The sequence below is a fragment of the Glutamicibacter sp. V16R2B1 genome (assembly GCF_005774635.1).
In the GTDB taxonomy this organism is placed as follows: Bacteria; Actinomycetota; Actinomycetes; order Actinomycetales; family Micrococcaceae; genus Glutamicibacter; species Glutamicibacter creatinolyticus.
In genome coordinates this window covers 69,270-89,085 of record NZ_VATX01000009.1, presented here as the reverse complement: position 1 = coordinate 89,085, position 19,816 = coordinate 69,270, and the positions used below count along the sequence as shown (strand labels likewise).

Sequence of the window (19,816 nt, the reverse complement as noted above, 5' to 3'; positions counted from 1 at the left end):
CAGGGGCAGGGGCGTGCCGGGGGCGAAAAACTGATGAAAGCCCCCACCACGCGACACGCGCGCCCTGCGACACGGTTTGCCCCGCCCCGGGAAAACCGGGTTCACTAAAGGTGGGGAAATTGGGGTCCGAACCTTGTGCCACTGCACTGGAACGGCAAAGTCGCAGGGGGAGCATTGGGCGTAAACGAACTGAAATGCAAGCTTCGAACCGTTACCGGCAACTGGTGGAGCGCCGCGACCGGGCGTGGCCCGCGAACGCTGTTAGGACGAAGCTTTCCCTGGCATCTGTGCCTGGTGGCCACCACCTTCTGGGTTGGGGAAATCCATGATCCGAACGCCCACGACGGCTCGCAGATGATCAGTGCCTACGACGGATGGTGGTACGAGCGCTACGGCGGATGTGACGGCGTGGTCGAAGACGGCGTCTGCAACACGGAGGTTCGTGAGGCGGCCAACAACTATTTCCCGAAGCACATGACACCCCAGCAGAACCCCTTCTACCTGGACCTGCCGTTCAATGACGTGACCAACGAGAAGGCGTTCTCGCAGCGCCACCTGATCCCGTGGGCCAACGACTTCGGCTATGCCGGAAATCTGGAGAACAAGAATTTCTCCTACATGAAGAACCGCTGGGTTGAATTGAGCTTTCGGGGCAAGACCTGTTTCGCCCAGATCGCCGATGCGGGCCCTGTCGTCTACGACGACTTTGAGTATGTTTTCGGGGAGAACAACGAACGCCCGAAGAACTCCGAGTTCAACGGGGCCGGAATGGATGTTTCCCCGGCAGTCGTTGGATGTCTGGGCTTTGATGCGCTGAACGGAACCCAGGCCGGGGTCTCGTGGCGGTTCGTCGATGAAGTCGATGTCCCCGACGGACCGTGGAAGATTGTGGTGACCGAAAGCGGCTACGACTGGAGCAGCGGCGGTCCGCAGGCCAACCAGTAAGTGCGCCAGCATGGCCAACCTCAGCAGGTAGGGAGCCAGGAGCTGGAATACACGGGAGAAGTCTGTTTGATCATGGTCCGGTGTGGTGGCGGCAACCGGCCAGCGATAGGTTACTCACAGCATTTGGGCGCTGCCATGACTTCTCGTGGGTAAAACGGCGGATGTACCAGTCTGTAGTGGGGTTTTAGTTTCTCCGCTTGGCTTTTCCGGTGATCTAATGGGAAATACCTGCCCTTGAAGCAAGGCTCACGCGCTGTAGGCCTACAGCCCGAATAACGGAGTCACCACGTGGAAACAGTAAAGGTCTTACTCGAACTAGCGGTTGTCATCCTGGCGATCCTGATGGGCACCCGCTCCAGCGGCGTCGGCCTGGGGCTGTGGGGAGGAACCGGCGTTGCAGTGCTGGTCTTTGGCTTCGGTCTGCAGCCCGGGGCGATTCCCACCTCGGCCATCATCATTGTGCTGGCCGTGGTGCTCTCTGCGGCGGTGATGCAGCAATCCGGCGGCATTGACTGGATGGTGGCTGTTGCAGCGAAGGCCATCGCCAAGAACCCGAAGATGATTACCTTTGTCGCCCCGCTGATTTCCTTCCTCTTTTCTGTCGGAGCCGGTACTTCGAACATCCTTTATCCGCTGCTGCCGGTCATCAAGGATGTCGCCTACCAAAACGGGATCCGTCCATCCCGGCCGCTATCGCTCTCGGTGGTGGCCACCGGTGTGGCCTTGGCGGCCAGCCCGGTTTCTGCGGCCATGGCAGCAATGATTGGGTTCACCAGCGAACTTGGCTTCGAAATGATCAACATCATCATGATCACCCTGCCCGCAGCCCTGATCGGGATCGTGGTGTCTGCCTTCATCGTGAACAAGCTGGGCAAGGACATTGAGGACGACCCCCAGATCCAGGCGAAAATCGCGGCGGGGGAAATTCCGCCGCCGGCCGGAGCTGCCGCGGTCAAGGCCGCCGCGGATGCACACCGTTCCGGCACAGGCGCGCCAAGGACCCACCTGTCTACCGCTCCGGCGAAGGCCGCAATTCCGGAGCCGACGGCCGCCGGCCGCAACGCTGCTCTGATCTTCTTTACCGGAGTGCTGGCGATCGTGGTGTTCGGACTGTTCCCATCGCTGCGCCCGCCCTTCGGCGCCGAAACGCGCATGGAAATGAGCCAGCTGATCCCGGTGATCATGTTCGTGGCCGGAACAGTGATCATCATGGTGGCCCGCCCGAAGGTGGGGGACATTCCCTCCTCTACGGTGTTCAAAGCAGGCATGGTCTCGGCTATCGCACTGTTCGGTCTGGCCTGGCTGACCAGCACCTTCCTCGAAGCCCACAGCGACCTGGTCAGCAACGGCGTAGGGGCACTGATCGGGCAGGCGCCGTGGATCTTCGCCCTGGGCGTGTTCCTGATCTGCGTGCTGACCACCAGCCAGTCCACGGCGACGAACACCGCAGTGCCGATCGCGCTGAGCGCCGGTTTGCCACTGGGACTGCTCTCAGGCATGTGGGCTGGCGCATTTGCCGGAATCTACCTGCTGCCGACCAACGGCTCACAGATCGCTGCCGCAAACTTTGATGACAGCGGCAGCACCAAGCTCGGCACCAAGCTGGTGGATCACTCCTTCTTCCTTCCCAGCATTATTCTGGCCGTTACCACCATCATCGCCGGATCGGTCATTGGCCTGGCCGTGGACGCGTTCTAGCCGCGGTAGCGGTCCCAGGCAGCTTTGCAGGCGCGGGCCAGGAACTCCACTTGCTGCGGGTCTTCCTGTGGCCAAGAGGTTCCCGGCTCGTGCAGTTGCGCAGTGAATGCCTGACCATGCAGGTATTCGCGACGGAACTCCGCCTGCACCGCGTCGGTGAGCAGGGCCGAGTCCGGGTGCCGGTGGTGGAAGTCTGAGAAGCGTTCGCGTGCGGCAATGATTTCCTGGCTGCCCAGGTAAGGGGTGTTCAGCTGAACCTCATCCGCACTGGCGACCTCGAACGCCGCCCGGTGCGCCTCCGCCAAGCGGCGCAGACGTTGCGGATTCATGCTGGGCGGGTCCTCTTCGGTACGGGCTTCACCGCGCTGATCCCCGCGGTTGGACAGCGCCACCACGTTGGGCAACCGGTCTTCGGGCTTGCGCGGCACATTAACCGCGCCTTGCGCAGTGGTGGTCGTGTTCATGGTGTCGTGGAAGGAAAGGAAGCTCAGCGACGTCTCGGCACCCGGGGTGGCGGCCGCATGCCTGATCTGCAGCAGCCGCTCCAGCAACTCGTCACGGGTCCGCTCGTAGACACCCAATCCCTGCTCGGCGGTGTCGGCGAAGTCCTGGCACAGTTTCTGCAGCGCCTCATGGTCTTCGGGGATTTGCAGGATGGGGAAGAAGGAAAATGTCACCGGGCGGATCGCATCCACTCCGCTAAGGTCTACCGGATTCCATTTCCCGGCTTGTGCCACCCGCTCAATGGCCTGACTCAGGGTCTGCACCACGTCCTCGGGTTTAGCCCGGTTGGGGTCACGAACCATACGTGGATGCGGGTTGATTACTGCAACGATCCGCGGATCAATGTCTGCCCAGCGACGGACCACGGAGGCGGTGGCCACATCGGAGAAATCGTACTGCAGTCGCTGGGTCAGTTCTGGGGCAAGATAACCGGCCAGCTCCTCGGGGATCACGGCACCTGAGTGGGGTGTGCTGACCAGCAGATCGGCCTCGGTCAGGGCCTGCTCCAGGGTGCGGGAGTCCGTAGGCTGGCCGGTGGTGTCCGTGCCGTGCGGATTCTTGCCCTGCCAGTGGGTAATGTCCTCGGAACGGAATCGGGTGCCTGCCGGAATCAAGGTTGGTGCAGTGTCCATGACTTGACTCTACTGCTGCTTCACCGGTTGGCGCAGGCGCGGCACCGGGTCGGGCCGTCCCCTAGTGTCGCGGGCCGTGTCCGCCGCCGGTGATGCGCTGTTCGAGCAGGTGTTCCAGCAGCGGGTCCAGGACCGCCAAGCCGTCACGCACTCCTCCGGTGGAGCCAGGCAGGTTCACGATCAGGCAGGAGCCGGCGAAACCGGCGACCCCGCGGGTGAGGACGGACAGCGGGGTCACCGCTTCACCGCGACGGCGAATGGCCTCAATGACTCCGGGCAGCTGCACCTGCAGCAGCGGCGCCGTCTGCTCGGGGGTGAGATCGGTGGGGGAGACCCCGGTGCCGCCGGTGGTCAGGATGAGCCGGGGTTCACCCGCCAGCAGCTGGCGCAGTCCGACACCGACCTCCGGCCCGTCGGCGGTAATACGAAGATCCACGGTGAAGCCGCGCTGTTGCAGCCACTGGCTGATCACCGGCCCGGTGCGGTCCGGGTTCGTCCCGGCGGCTGCGCTGGTGGAGGCGACCAGCACCCCGGCGCGGCGCACGGCGGCGGCTGCATCAGTCACGGGCCCAGTCCCCGGATTTTCCGCCGGATTTGGCCAGTACCCGGATGCCGGTGACCTCGGCGTGCTTGTCCACGGCCTTGACCATGTCATAGAGGGTCAGCGCGGCGACGCTGGCGGCGGTCAACGCCTCCATCTCCACCCCGGTGACCCCCTTGGTGGTCACCTGCGCGCTCACCCGAACCGCCGACTCCTCGGCAGTGAAGTCCACCGACACCTTCGAAATCGGCAACGGGTGGCACAACGGCACCAGCTCCCAGGTACGTTTAGCCGCCATGATCCCGGCGATGCGGGCAGTGCCCAGCGCCTCACCCTTGGGCAGGTTGCCGCTCATCAGCATCTGCACCACGTCCGGGCGGGTGACGAACACGGCTTCCGCGGTGGCCACCCGCTTGGTGACCTGCTTGTCGCTGACATCGACCATGGCCGCGCTGCCATCGGCGCGCAGGTGGGTCAGCTGCTGCTCGCCGGACGGGTTCGAATCAGCTGCGTGTGGGGTGTTTGAGTCAGTCATGGAATCTCCAAGTGTCTACCTTGGTGCCGGCCGGAAGGTGGGCGACACCGACGGGAAGGTGCACGAGCACATCGGCCCGTGCCAGGTCGTGAATCAGGTGGGAGCCGGGATCCAACACGGTGACCTGCCCGTCGTCGAGCAGTCCGCGGCGGACCTGGTGCTTGTCGCCCGGGGAATGCACCTCGTTGGCCAGGGCGTACTGTTCGGGAACGGGTTCGGCCACTGCGGCCAGGCGGCGCAGGGTGGGGGCCAGGAACAGTTCCAGCGAGAGCAGCGCGCTGACCGGGTTGCCCGGGAAGCAGAGCACCGGGGTGCCCTCCAGCAAGGCGAAACCCTGCGGGCCACCGGGTTGCAGGGCCACATGGTGGAAACTGCCGCCGGAGGGGGCCAGCGCCTCGCGCACCACCTCGTAGGCCCCGGCGCTGATGCCGCCCACCGTGAGGATGAGATCCACCTGGGGCGCCTGCATGACCAGTTCGCGGGTCAGCGCCGGCGCGTCATCGGGCAGCCGCAGAACTTCCACCTGGGCGCCGTAGCCGCGCAGCACCGCCGCGAGCATCGGTGAATTTGAATCGGGGATCCGCCCGGACTCGGCGGTCCCGCCCATCAGCTCATTGCCGGTGGTGCATACCAGCACCCGCAGCCGTGTGCGCACCGGAACCCCGCGCACGCCACTGGCTGCCAGCGCGCCGATCAGGGTGGGCGTCAGCCGGGTGCCGGCCTCCGCGACCACGGCACCGGCCTGCAGGTCCTGGCCGAGCGGCCGGATGAAGCGCCCGGGCTCCGCGGGCTGCGTGAAGGTCGCCACCCCGCTCGGCTCGCCCTCGCCCCGGCGCACCAGCGGACCGAAAGTGCCCTGCATGGTGGCCTCCACCGGAATGACGGTGTCCGCCCCGGAGGGGATCACGGCCCCGGTCATCACCGGGGACACGGTGCCGGGCAGCAGTTCGATTTGCCGGTCCCCGGCCGCGGCGGTCACCCCCAGCGGCAGCTGCACCGGGTGCTCGGCGCTCGCGCCGGCCAGCTCCGCGCTGCGGGCGGCGAACCCGTCCATCTGCGAATTGGTGAAGGCGGGAATGGGCAGGGGCGCGGTGATGCGGGCCGCGGTGACGCGTCCGGGCAGATCGGCGGCGTCGACGCCCAGCGTCTGGGTGCCCAACGCCGCGATCACCGGGTCCAGCAGCGCCGCGATTTCCGCGCGGTGGGTTTCCAGGGTGCAGCTCATGGGCTATCCGCCGGCGAAGGGAGGCAGCACGTCCACGGTCAGGTCGGCGTCATCGCCCAGCTCACCGTCATCGCGCCGGACCACCCCGTTGATCAGGAAGCTGCCCGCCCGCAGGACCTGGGCCATGGCATCGCCATAAGCGCCGGCCAGCTCGGTGCGCAGCTGGGACAGTGAATCGGGGCGCGCCCAGCGCTCCTGCTCGGTGCCCGCCGCGGCCGCCGCCGCGGCGAAGTAGCGTATCGTAATCTGCGACATGACTTCATGCTATCGCCTATCCTCCGGCGCGGCCGGGCGCGTAGGATCCGACTATGAGTGATCGTGCGTTTAAGCCCCTGGTCGACCCGGCCCCTGCGCTGAGCGACGAGCAGCTGGCCCGGGCCCAGCGCCAGCTGTCCCTGCCCGGATTCGGGGAGGCGTCCCAGCGCCGCCTGGCCGCCGCCCGCGTGCTGGTGATTGGGGCCGGGGGACTGGGCAGCGCCTGCATCCCGTACCTGGTCGGTGCCGGGGTGGGCACCGTGGGCATCGTGGATGACGACGTGGTGGAGCTGTCCAACCTGCACCGCCAGATCACCCACACCACCGCCAACATCGGGCTGCCCAAAACCGCCTCGCTGGCCGCCGCCGCGCGCGCCCTGGACCCCGGGGTGCGGATCATCGAACACCACCTGCGCTTGACCTCCGCGAACGCGTTAGAGATCTTCTCCGGCTACGACCTGGTGATCGACGGCAGCGACAACTTCCCAACCCGCTACCTGAGCAACGACGCCGCCCAGCTGACCGGCATCCCGCTGGTTTGGGGCTCAATCCTGCAGCACCACGGTCAGGTGTCCGTGGCCTGGCACGAACACGGGCCGGGCTACCGCGACCTGTTCCCGCTCCCGCCGGCCCCGGGCACCGTGGCCGACTGTGCCACCGGGGGTGTGCTGCCCGGACTGTGCGGAACCATCGGCTCGCTGCTGGCCACCGAGGCGCTGAAGCTGATCACCGGGATCGGCGATCCGCTGGTGGGCCGGGTGCTGATCTACGATGCGTTGGGCGCAAGCACCCGCACCCTGGAGTACGCGCCGGATCCCACCGCGCCACCGGTGACCGAGCTGATCGACTATGAGCTGTTCTGTGCCGGCAACCTGCCGCAGCCCAAGCAGCTGGCCCCCGAGGCGCTGGTGGCTGCGCTGGCTTCGCAAGAACCCCCGTTCCTGCTGGATGTGCGCAACCCGCAGGAACGCGCCGCGCTGAACCTGCGCGGCTCCCATCACCTGCCGCTGCCGCAGCTGGAGGCGGCCATCGACGCGGGCTCGCAGCTGCCGGCGCTGCCCGAAACCCTGGTGGTCTACTGCGCCAGGGGTCCGCGGGCCCTGCGTGCCGCGCAGCTGCTGGCCGGGCGCGGCATCACCGCCTCCTATGTGCCCGGCGGCGCCCCAGCGGTCGCGCAGCTGGCCCCCGACCTGACCGAATCCGCGCTGCACCAGCAGTCATAAGAGTCTTAAGCAGAGGAGCTACGTGAGCTACGCACTGATCACCGACCAGCCCATCGATGAGGACGCCGTCAGGCAGGGCGTGCAATCGGACACTGCCGGAGCCGTGGTGCTGTTCCACGGGATCATCCGCAACCACGACGGCGGCCAGGCGGTGAACTCGCTGGACTACTCGCATCATCCGCAGGCGCAGGAATTCCTGGAGAAGATCCTGGCTGAGGAGGAGGCCCGCACCGGGCTGCGGCTGGCAGCCGTGCACCGGGTCGGGGCCCTGACCATCGGGGATGCCGCACTGGTTGCGGCATCCGCGGCCGCGCACCGGCGCGAGGCCTTCGAAGCCATCGAGAATCTGGTGGAGCGCATCAAGGCGGAGGTGCCCATCTGGAAGCGCCAGCACTTCACTTCGGGATCCTCCGAATGGGTGGGGCTCTAGTTGTAATCTCCACGGACGTTAGGTACACACGGCGTGGCTAGGTGATATAAAGAAGACCTCCGGGTGAGGTGGAGCTTGTCTAAGAGTTCACTTCTCACCCGGAGGTCTTCATGTCCCACTCTAACGCCTTCCTTGCGCCCAAAGGACGTTTGGAACTAGCTAAGTGCATCGTTACCGATGGTTGGAGCTACCGTCGGGCCGCTGAGCGGTTCCAAGTCGCGGTCAGCACGGCCAGACGATGGGCCGAACGCTACCGGCTCGAGGGCGAAGCTGGCATGCAGGATCGCTCCAGCCGCCCGCACACCAGTCCGGGGCGCACCCCGCTACGGCGTGAACGTCGGATCATCGCACTACGAGTGAATTACCGGTGGGGGCCGGACCGTATCGGTTACAAACTGGGCCTGCATCCCTCGACAGTTCATCGTGTGCTCTCGCGCTACGGGCTATCGAAGCTCACCTGGCAGGACCGGGCCACGGGACGCACAGTACGCCGTTACGAACACGCCAACCCCGGGGACCTGATCCACGTGGACATCAAGAAACTTGGGCGGATTCCTGACGGCGGTGGCCATAAAGTCCTTGGCCGGCCGGCAGGGAAGAAGAACAAGGCTGGCACCCCCTCCAACCGGCGTCCTGGTTACGCGTACCTGCACAACGCGGTCGATGACCATTCCCGGCTGGCCTACACCGAGATCCTCACTGATGAGAAGCAGGAAACCGCAGCCGGGTTCTGGAAGCGGGCCAACGCATACTTTGACTCGGTGGGGGTCACGGTCAAACGCGTGATGACCGATAACGGCTCCTGTTACCGCTCAAAGATGTTTGCCGAAGAGTTGGGCCAGGCCATCAAACACCAGCGAACCCGGCCGTACCGTCCGCAGACCAACGGCAAAGTCGAACGGTTCAACCGCACGATGCTCGAAGAATGGGCCTACGCCAGGCCCTACGCCTCGGAAACCGAGCGGGTTAAAGCGTTCCATGGATGGCTACACGACTACAATCACCACAGAGGCCACACCTCGCTCAAAGGTCGACCACCAGCCAGCCGCGTACCCAACCTCACTGGAGACTACATCTAGTCCTGTCTTATTTGTACGCGCTTTGGCAACTCAAGTGCTCGTCCATCTCGAGGTGGGGGAGTGCAAGAGTGCGCCAGGCAGCAGATGACGTAACTGTCAAGGCAATATCGGCGTTGCGTAATCTGGCAGGTCTTCCTACAGTTGGCTCAGAGGTGAGGCGAGGTGAGAACTAGGCTCGGATTGTCGAAGGGTCTCACTGTTTCTAGCGCGCGGTGCTTCTTTATGGCGAGTAAATGCTGTCTAGCAACTAAAGCTGTTAAAGTGATGTCATGTGAGCAGCTGGGTCTCATGGTCCCGAGATTTAATAGTCATTCAAGTCTCGCGGTTTTTGAGCTGAAGCGCTTTGTTCTGTTGAGACTTCTTGCAGCTCATAGATTGCAAGACGTGGACACCGATTCTCTTCGCTACCGCCGCCCAGTCGCAGGTCTTGCACAAAGGGGCAAAAGTTACCCCGGGCCAAGACTGCGTCAGGACTCGGGGTAACCAACACTGTTGCGCGAAGTGACTAAACCATATGTTAGGACAGCATGTGGGGTAGTTACTTATTTTAGGCAGTCACTGCCGCCCAATGAAGTAATCGAACCCTGCTTCTTCGACTCTCCCGTCTGCAAAACGGGAAGGACGAAAATCTTCCAGCAAGTCAGAATCCTTACCTTCGAGTTCTTCTACAGCGAGTCGGCCAAATAAAGGACCGAGCGTCATGCCTGAATGCGTGACGATTGTGTAGAGTCTCTTTGGCTCGTCGAGAAAACCAATAATCGAGTGGCCATCTTCGGGAAAACTGCGGCCCGAGTAGATGACTTTCTCAATAGGCACTGGTCGGTCGAAGAGCCTTTCGAGCTCTTCCCCCATGACCTTGGCGACCTCAGCGAGCATTCGTGGGTTGTTTCCCTCAGCTACACGTTCTTCAACCCGAGCAACTTGCACCCACATCCTTCCATCGTGACGCGGGCGGACGTTCACGCGGTCCGAGATCAGTATTCGCTGCAACGGAATGTCTACGGGTTCTGTCAGCCCCAGGAGGCTGTGAGTTCGGGTGGTTTGCTCTGCTAGATCGGCAACGGGAACGAAGAAACCAGAAGCTGCAGCCAGCTCACGTGTCCATGCTCCTACGGCCAGCACGACTGAGTCTGCGGAGATACTAGTACCGTCGGAAAGGTTCACCCGAGCAGTGGAGCTGTCCGTTTCGATGCTGACTGCTTCAGAGATGCGAAGTTCAACTCCTCGATCATTCAGGACGCGTAGGAGCTCTTCTCCTAGTATATCGTTGTCGAGCCAAGCTTCTTCAGGGTAGAACAAGGCGCAATCCAGGCTGTCCGGCCAGTGGATCGTCGGCTCGATTTCACGTAAACGGTTGAGTCCAATGGTCTCGACTGGGTAACCCATACCATTGGCGTCGGCGGTACGCTTCGCGTATGTCTCTGAGCGGGTATTCCCGAAATCTACTAAGAGGTTGCCCGATGGGTGAAGCCATGTGTGTTCAGATGGAAACTCCTGTTGGAAACGTTTATGTTCCTCAATCCCTTCCCGGTTAATACGGTAATAGGATTCCGGGAACTTATTGTTTGCGTTGAGCCAAGCGAATGAGCGATGGCTAGCGCCAGCGAATGGGCCCTCCTTTTCAATCAGGATTACTTCATGGCCTCGCTCTGTAAGGGAATAGGCCGCTGCGAGCCCTAGGATTCCGGCCCCTATAACGATCGTTTTCATGCGTTGCTCATTCCTTCCTGTTCTTGAACACCCATGTTCGTCCTATGCGGTTCGGCGTCGAGTGAGGGAGCTTCATCAGTTACTACGGGAGTCGGCTTCCAAACCAGCATCATGAGGAAGTAGACGACGGCGCTGATAACGATCCCGAATACTGCGTAGGGAATAGTCGTTTTCATGATGTGCGCGATGAAGCAACCAAGTAGGCCTGCGCCCATGGCTGCAAATGTGACTTGAACTGGGACACGTACACGCTTGGCTAAAACCATGCCGACGAGCAGCGGAACAGCCAGAATCGCTGCGGAGTATGAATATGTTGCGACAAGCCACTCAAGTGCTTTCGGGTACACGATTGCTAACGAGGCCGCAACCGCCGTAACACCGACTGTGCACCAGCGCGATAGGGTGACGATTTTTTTCTCGCTGGTTTGTTTGGTTACGAATGCGCCGCGCAGGTCGTTGATCATGTTGGCGACTACTGATTGCAAGGCCGATCCGGTTGTGGAAACGATTGTGGCCATGAGGAACGCTCCGTAGAGGGCGAGCAACCAGGTGGGAAGGTTGGTAAGGAACCAGCCTGCTGCTAGCTCTCGCCCGTCGGTTCCTAACGATGGGTTCATTGACCTGACGGAGACGCCGATTAGGAAGGCATAACCGCCAGCGATTACGACCATGATGGCGCTGAGGTATAGGGAAGTGCGTGCTTCTTTACCCGAGCGGGATGCGAAGATGCGCTGGTAGTACAGCTGGTTTGTCAGTGTGCCTGGGACGATGGCGAAGAACCAAAGGACGATTGTCCCTACTCCGGCAAGTGTCAGTCCTTGTGGCATTTGGAAGAAGTCCTCCGGGACACGTTCAACGATCTGTCCCCATCCTCCTGCCTTTATGACTGCATAGACAGCGATGATGACTGAGGTGCCGACCATGAAAACGCCGAAGAAGAAGTCTGACCACGCTACTGAAGTGAGCCCGCCTGGTAGTACAAAGAGGAGGCTGAGGATTGCCATTGCAATAATCAGAGGGGCGAGAGCGATTCCGGTGACTTCGCTAAAGAGGCTGGCGAAAGCAACGAACTGAGTGGCTAACCAGCCAAAGGGCACAAGGATTACAGCGATCGCGACGATTGTCAGCAGCGCCTTGTTCTTTCCGTAGAGCCGCACAAAAATATCCGGGATAGTAGAGAATTTTCCTTTGCGTAGCCAGTTCGCAAAGATTGCAATGATTAGCATCCCAGCAACCACAAAGAGTTCGTACCAAAAAACGGAGAGTCCCCAGGCATATCCGATACCCACATGGGCGACCAATACGCCGCCACCGACAGCTGTGGCGTATTGGGTGAAGGCAACGACGTACACTGGTAGGTTGCGTCCACCTACCATCCAGTCTTCGCGACTCTTGTTTTTCTTACCGACGTAGAAGGAAATCCACGCGCCGATCCCTAGAACTATTAGCGCGGTGGTGGAGATTAGAGCGACAACACTTGTATTCATTGCGAAGCTCCTGGGTTGAATCGGGATGGGTCCATAATGGAGATGGCATCGGCTGAGGAGCCCGTAGAAACGAGATCGGCAACGACGCTGCCGACCATGGGAGAGAACTTGAAACCTTGACCTGACATGCCCACTGCGAGCACAATTCGGTCGTCTACAGGACTGAGTCCTACGATGGGTGCGCCATCTGAGGTGAAGCCTTCTGTCCATGTAGAGACACGGATAGCAGTGGGATCCAGATGAGGCATTAAGCGAGCAACGGTCGTTTCGGCTGAGCGCACGAATTCCGGTTCGATGAAACGGGGCAGCTCCTCGACTGTGCCTAAATCTGGCCATTGAAGATGGTGAGGCAGGATTTTGACACTCATCCCGTCAAGGCATGGGAAACATGAGTATCCTCCTTCTGGATGTCGGCGAATAGCAATAGGCATATTTGCTGGTTTGTGCATTGTTAGATCGCGAACCGGATACCATGCTGCGACTAACCGTTTAGCGCGCACAAGTGGTACGTCGAAGCCCGCCAGTTGTTCTGCCCAAGGTCCTGTTGCCAAAACTACGGAGTCAAAGAGCGAAGCACCTTCTGCCGTATCGACCGCGACCGAATTGGCTAAAGGCCGGATGTTCAGAACCTTGGTATAGGTGCGGTACTGAACCCCGTGACGGACTCCTTCGTTTCGTGCAGCCAATACTGCTAGCTCAGGGCGGAAAACTCCGGCAGCTGGGTCAAAGACCCCCACCTCATCGTCGTCCACTGCGTATTGCGGGAACTCGGCGCGCATGGCAGTCGCATCTAGAATGCGGTGCTCCAGCCCCTGGGTGCGCGCGCGCTCGCCTACTGCGGCAACTTCAGGTTGATCTGGGCGGCCAATGGTTAAACCACCGCACCATTCGAGTACTTGAGCATCTTGTGAGGCTTCAAGTTCCCGCCACATTCGCCCGGACTTTTGAAGGAACTGGACGTACTCTGGCCCCTCCTTGTAGATGGTGCGAAATATTCGCGATTCTCCAGCAGATGCGCCGCGGTCGTTAGGGCTATTCCACTGGTCAAAGACAGTAACGTGATGTCCGCGGGCTGCCAGTTGCCAAGCGGCCATTGTTCCAATGATTCCTGCCCCAATTACACCAACGCGCTTCTGGTCGGCAGGATTTTCTTTACTAGTGTTCAAGCTGGCTGACCTCCAATGTGATCTTCGAGGGGTGAAAGAAGAATTCTGCGCGTTCGATCGGAACCCCATTTGAGTTGTGGATTGTTCGTTGCTGTCGAATCACGGGTGTGGTGCTATCGATGCCGAGGAATGCAGCTTCGGATTCTGGCATGTGGACGGCAGAGATCACCGTAGATGCATAGAGGGTTTCGATCCCGACCGAGAAGTAATGCATAGCTGTTGTGATGGTAGTTAAATCCTGATTGAGGATGTCAGGTGCTTGAAGAAGGTCCACGACGCAACGTTCGAATGCGATTCCTTCATCGTTTCCATCTAGCTTGACGCGCGTGAGCTCTGCGACTGGGGTATTGGGGTCAAACAAACCAGTAGACAAAGGGTGGCTTTTGGCACCCAACACCTTTGTACTAATGACCCGGTGGAGGCCTTCGACTTCTGGTTTATCTGTTGAAGCTTGCAGGAGACGAAGTAGGTTGCTTCGCAACCCGGTGGAGGCGACGACTGTCCCTGAACCTCTTCGCCTGTGAATCAGTCCGGTTTCCACCAGTTTTGTCATAGCTGTCTGGACTGGGTTCCGGCTGACATCAAAGCGTTCCATTAGCTCCCGCTCGGTCGGCAATCGATCGCCTATCGAAAGGCGACCAGAGTGGATTTCGTTTTCAATCCACTCCCGTATCTCCGCATGTCTGGCTTGGTTCATGAATGTGATCCTAGACACACATATAAATAATGGCAACTACTAAATTGTCATTACATTTGGGACAAATGACTTCTTGCTTCCTCCGCGCAAGAACAAGAAAGGCCTAACTAGGTGTTAGGAGACCGGGAGGATGTGCTCTCTTGCAGGATACGGAGAGATGGTGGTGTCTTAGCTTTCGCCCTTCCGGTTCTGACGCATTCAAGACTGTGAAGTAGAGCGACGCTTACGCGTCTGCAACGGCCGAATGTTACTCCTCCGACCCGGCGGCCGATCCGAGGGCCAGCACATTGGCTGCACACCGGCGACCAGTAGGAGCAACCGCCAACCGTGCCCCGACAACCTTTGTCAGTCGGGATCGCAAATTTTGAGACTTTTGCAACCTCAGGTTCCGTAGAACAAGATGCCTTACTCTCTACGTTCGAGAATCGTGTACCAGTGCCGCGAACCATTCCCTTAGCAGCTCGCGCAGCTCCGGCGGCTGCACCTCGCTGACCGGGGCCTCGCACAACGCCAGTCCAAAGGCGGCCCAGCGCAGGTCTGCGTTCTGGGTGCGCAACATGCTGCTGTGCTCATCCAACGGCTCAATCTCAAACCAGCGCCCCACACGCGGGGCCAGCTGCGCGGCGCTTGCCTGCACCCGTGCGCTGACCTGTGGGTGCCCGGACCCGCTTAGCCCGGCCCGCACGAACTGCGCCGCGTCGCCACCTGGAATCTGCCGCGGCGCGAAGCGCAGCGCCCGGGGTTGGGCGTTTTCGGCCCGGTCCACCCGGAAACTGCGCCAATCCGCACGGTCCACATCGTAGGCCACCAGATAGTAGCGGTTTCCCACATTCACCAGATTGACCGGCTCCACCCGGCGCGAAGTGGCGGTGCCCTGGGCATCGCGGTAGTCGAAAGCCACCCGTTCACGGTCGCGGCATCCCTGGGCGAAGACCACCATCACCTGCGGGTCTACCGGCTCCGGCGCGGAATATTGGGTAGTTAGCGCAACGGTGCTCGAAGTCAGGGCCTGGGCCCGTTGCCGCAGCCGCGTCGGAAGCACCGGAACCACCTTGGACAGGGCACGCAGTCCCGCCTCAGCCAACGTGTTCTCCCCGCCGTGGATGGTGGACTGCAGCCCGATGACCAGCGCTACGGCTTCCTCGTCGTCGAGCACCAGCGGCGGCAGCGCGGCTCCGGCGGCGAGCTGGTAGCCCCCGCCCACACCGCGTTCGGCCTGTACCGGGTAGCCCAGTTCACGCAGCTGATCCACGTCGCGGCGCAGGGTGCGCAACGAGACCTGCAGACGCTGTGCCAGTTCCTGTCCAGACCAGTAGCGCCGACTCTGCAGCAGCGAGAGCAGGCGCAGCGAACGTTGGCTTGTACTCATGCCCACATTCTGCCTCGATTTAGGACAGAAATAGACACCTATGGCTCCTAGGGTGGTTTTATCCGGCACACCGAGAATGAGGAGCAATGCCATGAGCACCACCATGAAAGCCGTCAGCACCACACTGAGCGGCGAGCGGGCCGACCTGCACCGGGCGCTGGCCAACGCCCGCCACTTCCTGCGCTTCACCGCTCAGAACCTGAGCGACGAACAGGCCGCAACCCGCGCCACCGTCAGCGAACTAACCGTCGGGGGACTGATCAAGCACGTAAGCGCCGTGGAACTGCAGTGGCAGCAGTTCATGGTCAGGGGCAAGGCCGCCATGGACTGGGACGGAGTGGACTTCTACAACATGCCGCCCGAGGCGCTGCAGGCCTTGAAAGCCGAGTTCAGCATGCAGTCCGGCGAGACGCTGGCCGGACTGCTGGAGAAGTACGCCCACATCGGCGAAGAAACCGACGCGCTGCTGGCGGAAATCGACCTGGACACGGTCCACGAATTGCCCCGGGCGCCGTGGTTTGTGGACACCCATTGGTCGGTGCGCCGCACGCTGCTGCACATCATCGGCGAAACCACCCAGCACGCCGGGCATGCGGACATTATCCGCGAGGCGCTGGATGGCCAGAAGACCATGGGCTAGCTAACCGCCGATGTACGACATCTCGATGCGTCGGCGGTTGCCGGGGGTCAGTGCCGCGCGCAGTTCCGAGTAGTTGTCATTGCGCACCCGCCACAGTCCGCTCAGAGCCACAGCCAGCTGCTCATCGTCGGCCCCGCCGCGCAGCAGGGCCCGCAGGTCGGTGCCGCCGGTGGCGAACAGGCAGGTGTACATCTGGCCCTCGGCCGAGATCCGGGAGCGGGTGCAGTTGCCGCAGAACGCATTGGTGACACTGGAAATCACGCCAATTTCCCCCTGCCCGTCGGTGAAGCGCCAGCGGTTGGCGGTCTCCCCGGGGTCGGTGCGGGCCAGCGGCTCCAGCGGGTATTTCTCATGAATCCGGGAAATCACCTCGCTGGAGGGGACCACGTCATCCAGCCGCCAGCCGTTGGTGCTGCCCACATCCATGTACTCGATGAAGCGCAGGATGTGCCCGGTGCCGCGGAAGTGTTCGACCAGGTCCAGGATTTCGTCGTCGTTGACCCCGCGCTTGAGTACCGTGTTGATCTTCACCGGTCCCAGCCCGGCCTCGGCCGCGGCGTCAATGGCCTGCAGCACCCGGGAGACCGGGAACTTCACATCGTTGATCGCCTGGAATCGCTCTTCAATCAGTGAATCCAGGGAAATCGTCACCCGGTTCAGCCCGGCCGCCTTCAGTGCGGCGGCCTTGACCGGCAAGGCGGAGCCGTTGGTGGTCAAGGCAAGGTCCACCGGTTCACCGTCCGGGGTGCGCAACGCGGCGAGCATCTGGATCAGCTCCTCGATGCCCCGGCGCAGTAGCGGCTCGCCGCCGGTCAGGCGCAGTTTGTGCACGCCCAAGCCCACCGACACCCGGGCCAGGCGCTCGATCTCCTCAAAGCTGAGCAGTTCGGAACGCTCCCGGAACTGGAAGTCGCGCCCAAAGATTTCCTTGGGCATGCAGTACACGCAGCGGAAGTTGCAGCGGTCGGTCACCGAAATCCGCAAATCCCGCAGGGGCCGGCCCCGGGCATCACCCAACGGTACGAATGCGGGCTTGTCTGCCACGCCAACCTCCTGACTAGTCGGTGCCGCCACGATAGCAGATCGCGGCGTCGCCACCTTCAGCTTACGACAGCCAGTCTGCGCGCTGTAGGGCTCACGGGGCAAGCACCGGGCAGAATCCGCAGCCGCCGGTCAGCTCGCCCCGCCCTGTCCGCGGCCCGAGCCGTGCTTCTCAGGTCACACTTTGGTGCACCGGGCGCAGGCGATAGCATGGCGGCAACCGTTCACAATCAAGGAGTGGGTATGCGCATCCGCGGAACACTGGCACTGCTGGCACTGACGGGGCTGGGCCTGACCGGATGCTCCACCGCGGATCAGCCCGCCGATTCGCCGGCTGCGCAGGATGAAGGCCACACCCAGATCACCATCTCCGCGGCGGCCTCCCTGCAACGCTCCCTCGATGAGATCGCCAGGGACTTCCAGGAAGAACACCCGCAGATCAAGGTGAAGCACATTTCCTATGACGGCTCCTCCACCCTGGCCACCCAGATCGTGGAGGGAGCCCCGGTGGACGTCTTCGCCTCCGCCGATGAACGCAACATGGACACCGTGAGCGATGCGGGCCTGGCCAAGGACCCGGTCATCTTCGCCACCAACACCCTGGTGATCGCGGTCCCGGCCGGAAACCCGGCCCACGTACAGTCCCTGGCGGATCTGTCCCGGGTGACCACGGTGCTGTGCGCACCCCAGGTCCCGTGCGGCGGGGCCTCGCAGAAGCTGCTGGATGGTGCCGGGGTGCAGCTGGAACCGGCCAGCATGGAACAGAACGTGAGCGCGGTCCTGCAGAAGGTCTCGGCCGGGGAAGCCGACGCGGGGCTGGTGTACCGCACGGATGTGGTGGGCGATGACAGCGTGGACAGCATTGTGCCCGACGGGGCGCAGGAGGTCGTGAACTCCTACCCGATTTCCGTGCTCAGCACCTCTCAGTCCCAGCAACAGGCCGACGCCGCCCAGCAGTTCGTGGACTACGTACTTGGCGCCGAGGGCCAGGAAGTGCTGGTTGAGCACGGGTTCGGCAACGCCGGTGCCGGAGCCGAAGGCTAGGGCATGGGCCAGGCCGATGTGGGGGTGCGCGCACCCGTTGCCGCGGTGTTGCCGGCCATCCTGGGTGTGGCGCTGCTGGTGCTGCCGCTGCTGGCCCTGGTGGGCCGGGCCTCCTGGGGAACGCTGTGGGCGGATGTGACCAGTCCCAGTGCGCTGCAGGCGCTGGGGCTGTCGCTGCGCACGGGGGTGGCGGCCACCGCGCTGTGCGTGGTGCTGGGGATCCCCCTGGCCCTGGTGATTGCCCGCAGTTCACCGCGCACCGCCCAGCTGCTGCGCGCCGTGGTGGCGGTGCCGCTGGTGCTGCCGCCGATGGTCGGGGGCGTGGCGCTGCTCTTCCTCTTTGGCCGCACCAGCCCGGTGGGCCAGTTCATTGAGTCGTTGTGGGGGTTCACGCTCCCGTTTTCCACCCCGGCGGTGGTGATCGCCCAGGCGTTTGTGGCGCTGCCGTTCCTGGTGCTCTCCGTGGAGGGGGCGCTGCGCTCGGCCGGGGCCGGGTACGAGCAGGCCGCCGCCACCCTGGGGGCAGGGCGCTGGATGGTGCTCACCCGGGTGACCCTGCCCTTGGCGGCCCCGGGCCTGGTGGCCGGGGTGATCCTGTGCTTTGCCCGGGCGATTGGCGAGTTCGGGGCCACGGCCCTGTTCGCCGGCAACGCGCCGGGGGTGACCCAGACGATGCCGCTGGCCATCTACACGGCGTTCAACGGTGCCGGGACCGGGCGGGAATCCGCGGTGGCGCTGTCCCTGCTGCTGCTGGCCACCGCCGTGCTGGTGCTGGTCTGTGTGCGGGCCTGGCGTCCCGGGGCCCTGAAATGAGCCCGATGCTCACGGCCCGGTTCGCGGTGCCGCGCTCCGGGTTTGAGGTTTCCATCGACCTGGAGCTGGACCGCGGCCAGGCGCTGGCCCTGATGGGCCCCAGCGGGGCGGGCAAGTCCACGATCGTGCACGCGCTAGCCGGGATCGAGCAGATCAGCGCCGGGCAGATCACCCTGGACGGGCAGCGGCTGGCCGCCCCGGGGGTGCACCTGCCCCCGCACCGGCGCGGCATTGGGCTGCTGGGCCAGGACCCGCGGCTGTTTCCGCATCTGGATGCGGCCAGCAACATCGCCTTCGGGGCGCGGGCCGGCGGCAAGGACAAGCGCCAGGCCCGGCAGGTCGCCCAAGGGTGGCTGGAACGGCTGGGCTTCCAGGCCCTGGCCGGGCAGCGTCCGGCGGCCCTGTCCGGCGGTCAGCGCCAGCGCGTCGCCCTGGCCCGCGCCCTGGCGGCCGGGCCGAAGATGCTGCTGGTCGATGAGCCGTTCGCGTCACTGGATGTGGAGGCCGCCGCGGACATGCGCGAGCTGCTGCGCACCGAACTGCAGCGCACCGGGATGACCTCGATCGTGATTTCCCATTCGGCGGCGGACGCGATTGCCCTGGCCGGGCAGCTGGCGGTCATCGAGCACGGGGTGGTGGTCCAGCGCGGCCCGGTGGCCGAGGTGCTCAGCGCCCCGGCGACCCGTTTCGTGCGCGCCGTGGCCGCGACCGTGCCGGCCAAGGGCGTCTTCGGGACCGCCGGCGAACCCGGCTAGGGTCGCGGGCTCCCCGGCCCCAGGACG

20 protein-coding genes are annotated in these 19,816 nt (G+C 63.0%); 9 read left to right on the top strand and 11 right to left on the bottom strand.

Annotated elements, in window-relative coordinates; translation table 11 throughout:
• Positions 1-294: 294 nt before the first annotated feature.
• Positions 295-945, top strand: coding sequence for a hypothetical protein (locus FDN03_RS06000; protein WP_138175046.1), 651 nt, complete (start codon positions 295-297; stop codon positions 943-945).
• A 288-nt stretch (positions 946-1,233) separates the two neighbouring features.
• A complete protein-coding gene (locus tag FDN03_RS05995) occupies positions 1,234-2,643 on the top strand; it encodes an anaerobic C4-dicarboxylate transporter family protein (protein ID WP_138175044.1) in 1,410 nt (469 codons plus the stop codon).
• On the opposite strand, the gene FDN03_RS05990 is transcribed toward FDN03_RS05995, so the two are convergent.
• The 5 genes from FDN03_RS05990 to FDN03_RS05970 form a co-directional block, all read right to left on the bottom strand.
• Entirely contained in the window at positions 2,640-3,779 is a 1,140-nt protein-coding gene (locus FDN03_RS05990) for an N-formylglutamate amidohydrolase (RefSeq protein ID WP_138175042.1), read from the bottom strand. The genes FDN03_RS05995 and FDN03_RS05990 overlap by 4 nt on opposite strands.
• 61 nt (positions 3,780-3,840) lie before the next feature.
• Complete coding sequence (locus FDN03_RS05985; protein WP_246049690.1) at positions 3,841-4,344, bottom strand: molybdopterin-binding protein; 504 nt, start codon at positions 4,342-4,344, stop codon at positions 3,841-3,843.
• Entirely contained in the window at positions 4,337-4,855 is a 519-nt protein-coding gene (gene moaC, locus FDN03_RS05980) for a cyclic pyranopterin monophosphate synthase MoaC (RefSeq protein ID WP_138175037.1), read from the bottom strand. Before moaC ends, FDN03_RS05985 begins: the two co-directional genes overlap by 8 nt.
• Positions 4,848-6,080, bottom strand: a complete 1,233-nt coding sequence (gene glp, locus FDN03_RS05975) for a gephyrin-like molybdotransferase Glp (protein ID WP_138175034.1) — start codon at positions 6,078-6,080, stop codon at positions 4,848-4,850. The genes moaC and glp overlap by 8 nt, the downstream gene beginning before the upstream one ends.
• Before the next feature lie 3 nt (positions 6,081-6,083).
• The gene (locus FDN03_RS05970) at positions 6,084-6,335 is read right to left on the bottom strand and encodes a MoaD/ThiS family protein (protein WP_138175032.1); all 252 of its coding nucleotides are present in this window, start codon (positions 6,333-6,335) and stop codon (positions 6,084-6,086) included.
• Positions 6,336-6,388: 53 nt separating this feature from the next.
• On the opposite strand from FDN03_RS05970, the gene FDN03_RS05965 reads away from it, so the two are divergent.
• From FDN03_RS05965 to FDN03_RS05955, 3 genes are all read left to right on the top strand, one after another.
• Positions 6,389-7,558: a ThiF family adenylyltransferase gene (locus FDN03_RS05965; protein WP_138175030.1), complete on the top strand. Its 1,170-nt coding sequence runs from the start codon at positions 6,389-6,391 to the stop codon at positions 7,556-7,558.
• A 22-nt stretch (positions 7,559-7,580) separates the two neighbouring features.
• On the top strand, positions 7,581-7,988 hold the full coding sequence (locus FDN03_RS05960) for a molybdenum cofactor biosynthesis protein MoaE (protein ID WP_138175028.1): 408 nt from the start codon (positions 7,581-7,583) through the stop codon (positions 7,986-7,988).
• A gap of 110 nt (positions 7,989-8,098) precedes the next feature.
• A complete protein-coding gene (locus tag FDN03_RS05955; protein ID WP_138175026.1) occupies positions 8,099-9,067 on the top strand; it encodes an IS481 family transposase in 969 nt (322 codons plus the stop codon).
• Between the two features lie 555 nt (positions 9,068-9,622).
• On the opposite strand, the gene FDN03_RS05950 is transcribed toward FDN03_RS05955, so the two are convergent.
• The 5 genes from FDN03_RS05950 to FDN03_RS05930 form a co-directional block, all read right to left on the bottom strand.
• Positions 9,623-10,777, bottom strand: a complete 1,155-nt coding sequence (locus FDN03_RS05950; RefSeq protein WP_138175024.1) for an FAD-binding oxidoreductase — start codon at positions 10,775-10,777, stop codon at positions 9,623-9,625.
• Positions 10,774-12,264, bottom strand: coding sequence for a sodium:solute symporter family protein (locus FDN03_RS05945; RefSeq protein WP_138175022.1), 1,491 nt, complete (start codon positions 12,262-12,264; stop codon positions 10,774-10,776). The genes FDN03_RS05950 and FDN03_RS05945 overlap by 4 nt, the downstream gene beginning before the upstream one ends.
• Positions 12,261-13,430 carry an N-methyl-L-tryptophan oxidase gene (gene solA, locus FDN03_RS05940; RefSeq protein ID WP_249354328.1) on the bottom strand — a complete coding sequence of 390 codons (1,170 nt, stop codon included), beginning with the start codon at positions 13,428-13,430 and terminating at the stop codon, positions 12,261-12,263. The genes FDN03_RS05945 and solA overlap by 4 nt, the downstream gene beginning before the upstream one ends.
• Positions 13,420-14,127 (bottom strand): GntR family transcriptional regulator, encoded by a 708-nt coding sequence (locus FDN03_RS05935; protein WP_138175020.1) that lies wholly within the window; start codon positions 14,125-14,127, stop codon positions 13,420-13,422. The genes solA and FDN03_RS05935 overlap by 11 nt, the downstream gene beginning before the upstream one ends.
• Positions 14,128-14,539: 412 nt before the next feature.
• Positions 14,540-15,496 (bottom strand): YafY family protein, encoded by a 957-nt coding sequence (locus FDN03_RS05930; protein ID WP_138175018.1) that lies wholly within the window; start codon positions 15,494-15,496, stop codon positions 14,540-14,542.
• A 91-nt stretch (positions 15,497-15,587) separates the two neighbouring features.
• Between FDN03_RS05930 and FDN03_RS05925 the strand changes: the two genes are divergently transcribed.
• Positions 15,588-16,136 carry a DinB family protein gene (locus FDN03_RS05925; protein ID WP_138175016.1) on the top strand — a complete coding sequence of 183 codons (549 nt, stop codon included), beginning with the start codon at positions 15,588-15,590 and terminating at the stop codon, positions 16,134-16,136.
• Here the strand turns inward: FDN03_RS05925 and moaA are convergent, their stop codons facing one another.
• A complete protein-coding gene (gene moaA, locus FDN03_RS05920) occupies positions 16,137-17,180 on the bottom strand; it encodes a GTP 3',8-cyclase MoaA (RefSeq protein ID WP_171021143.1) in 1,044 nt (347 codons plus the stop codon).
• A 240-nt stretch (positions 17,181-17,420) separates the two neighbouring features.
• Between moaA and modA the strand changes: the two genes are divergently transcribed.
• From modA to FDN03_RS05905, 3 genes are read left to right on the top strand one after another with little or no spacing between them, the layout of a single operon-like run.
• Entirely contained in the window at positions 17,421-18,221 is an 801-nt protein-coding gene (gene modA, locus FDN03_RS05915; protein ID WP_138175012.1) for a molybdate ABC transporter substrate-binding protein, read from the top strand.
• A gap of 3 nt (positions 18,222-18,224) precedes the next feature.
• Positions 18,225-19,034, top strand: coding sequence for an ABC transporter permease (locus FDN03_RS05910; RefSeq protein WP_138175010.1), 810 nt, complete (start codon positions 18,225-18,227; stop codon positions 19,032-19,034).
• Positions 19,031-19,789 (top strand): ATP-binding cassette domain-containing protein, encoded by a 759-nt coding sequence (locus FDN03_RS05905; protein ID WP_138175008.1) that lies wholly within the window; start codon positions 19,031-19,033, stop codon positions 19,787-19,789. Before FDN03_RS05910 ends, FDN03_RS05905 begins: the two co-directional genes overlap by 4 nt.
• The last annotated feature ends 27 nt before the right edge of the window (positions 19,790-19,816 follow it).

Excerpts from the sequence above, each read along its gene's own strand:
- FDN03_RS05990 (WP_138175042.1), bottom strand. The coding sequence starts at position 3,779 with ATGGACACTGCACCAACCTTGATTCCGGCAGGCACCCGATTCCGTTCC.
- moaC (WP_138175037.1), bottom strand. The coding sequence starts at position 4,855 with ATGACTGACTCAAACACCCCACACGCAGCTGATTCGAACCCGTCCGGC.
- glp (WP_138175034.1), bottom strand. The coding sequence starts at position 6,080 with ATGAGCTGCACCCTGGAAACCCACCGCGCGGAAATCGCGGCGCTGCTG.
- FDN03_RS05970 (WP_138175032.1), bottom strand. The coding sequence starts at position 6,335 with ATGTCGCAGATTACGATACGCTACTTCGCCGCGGCGGCGGCCGCGGCG.
- FDN03_RS05965 (WP_138175030.1), top strand. The coding sequence starts at position 6,389 with ATGAGTGATCGTGCGTTTAAGCCCCTGGTCGACCCGGCCCCTGCGCTG.
- FDN03_RS05955 (WP_138175026.1), top strand. The coding sequence starts at position 8,099 with ATGTCCCACTCTAACGCCTTCCTTGCGCCCAAAGGACGTTTGGAACTA.
- FDN03_RS05950 (WP_138175024.1), bottom strand. The coding sequence starts at position 10,777 with ATGAAAACGATCGTTATAGGGGCCGGAATCCTAGGGCTCGCAGCGGCC.
- FDN03_RS05945 (WP_138175022.1), bottom strand. The coding sequence starts at position 12,264 with ATGAATACAAGTGTTGTCGCTCTAATCTCCACCACCGCGCTAATAGTT.
- FDN03_RS05935 (WP_138175020.1), bottom strand. The coding sequence starts at position 14,127 with ATGAACCAAGCCAGACATGCGGAGATACGGGAGTGGATTGAAAACGAA.
- FDN03_RS05930 (WP_138175018.1), bottom strand. The coding sequence starts at position 15,496 with ATGAGTACAAGCCAACGTTCGCTGCGCCTGCTCTCGCTGCTGCAGAGT.
- FDN03_RS05925 (WP_138175016.1), top strand. The coding sequence starts at position 15,588 with ATGAGCACCACCATGAAAGCCGTCAGCACCACACTGAGCGGCGAGCGG.
- modA (WP_138175012.1), top strand. The coding sequence starts at position 17,421 with ATGCGCATCCGCGGAACACTGGCACTGCTGGCACTGACGGGGCTGGGC.
- FDN03_RS05910 (WP_138175010.1), top strand. The coding sequence starts at position 18,225 with ATGGGCCAGGCCGATGTGGGGGTGCGCGCACCCGTTGCCGCGGTGTTG.
- FDN03_RS05905 (WP_138175008.1), top strand. The coding sequence starts at position 19,031 with ATGAGCCCGATGCTCACGGCCCGGTTCGCGGTGCCGCGCTCCGGGTTT.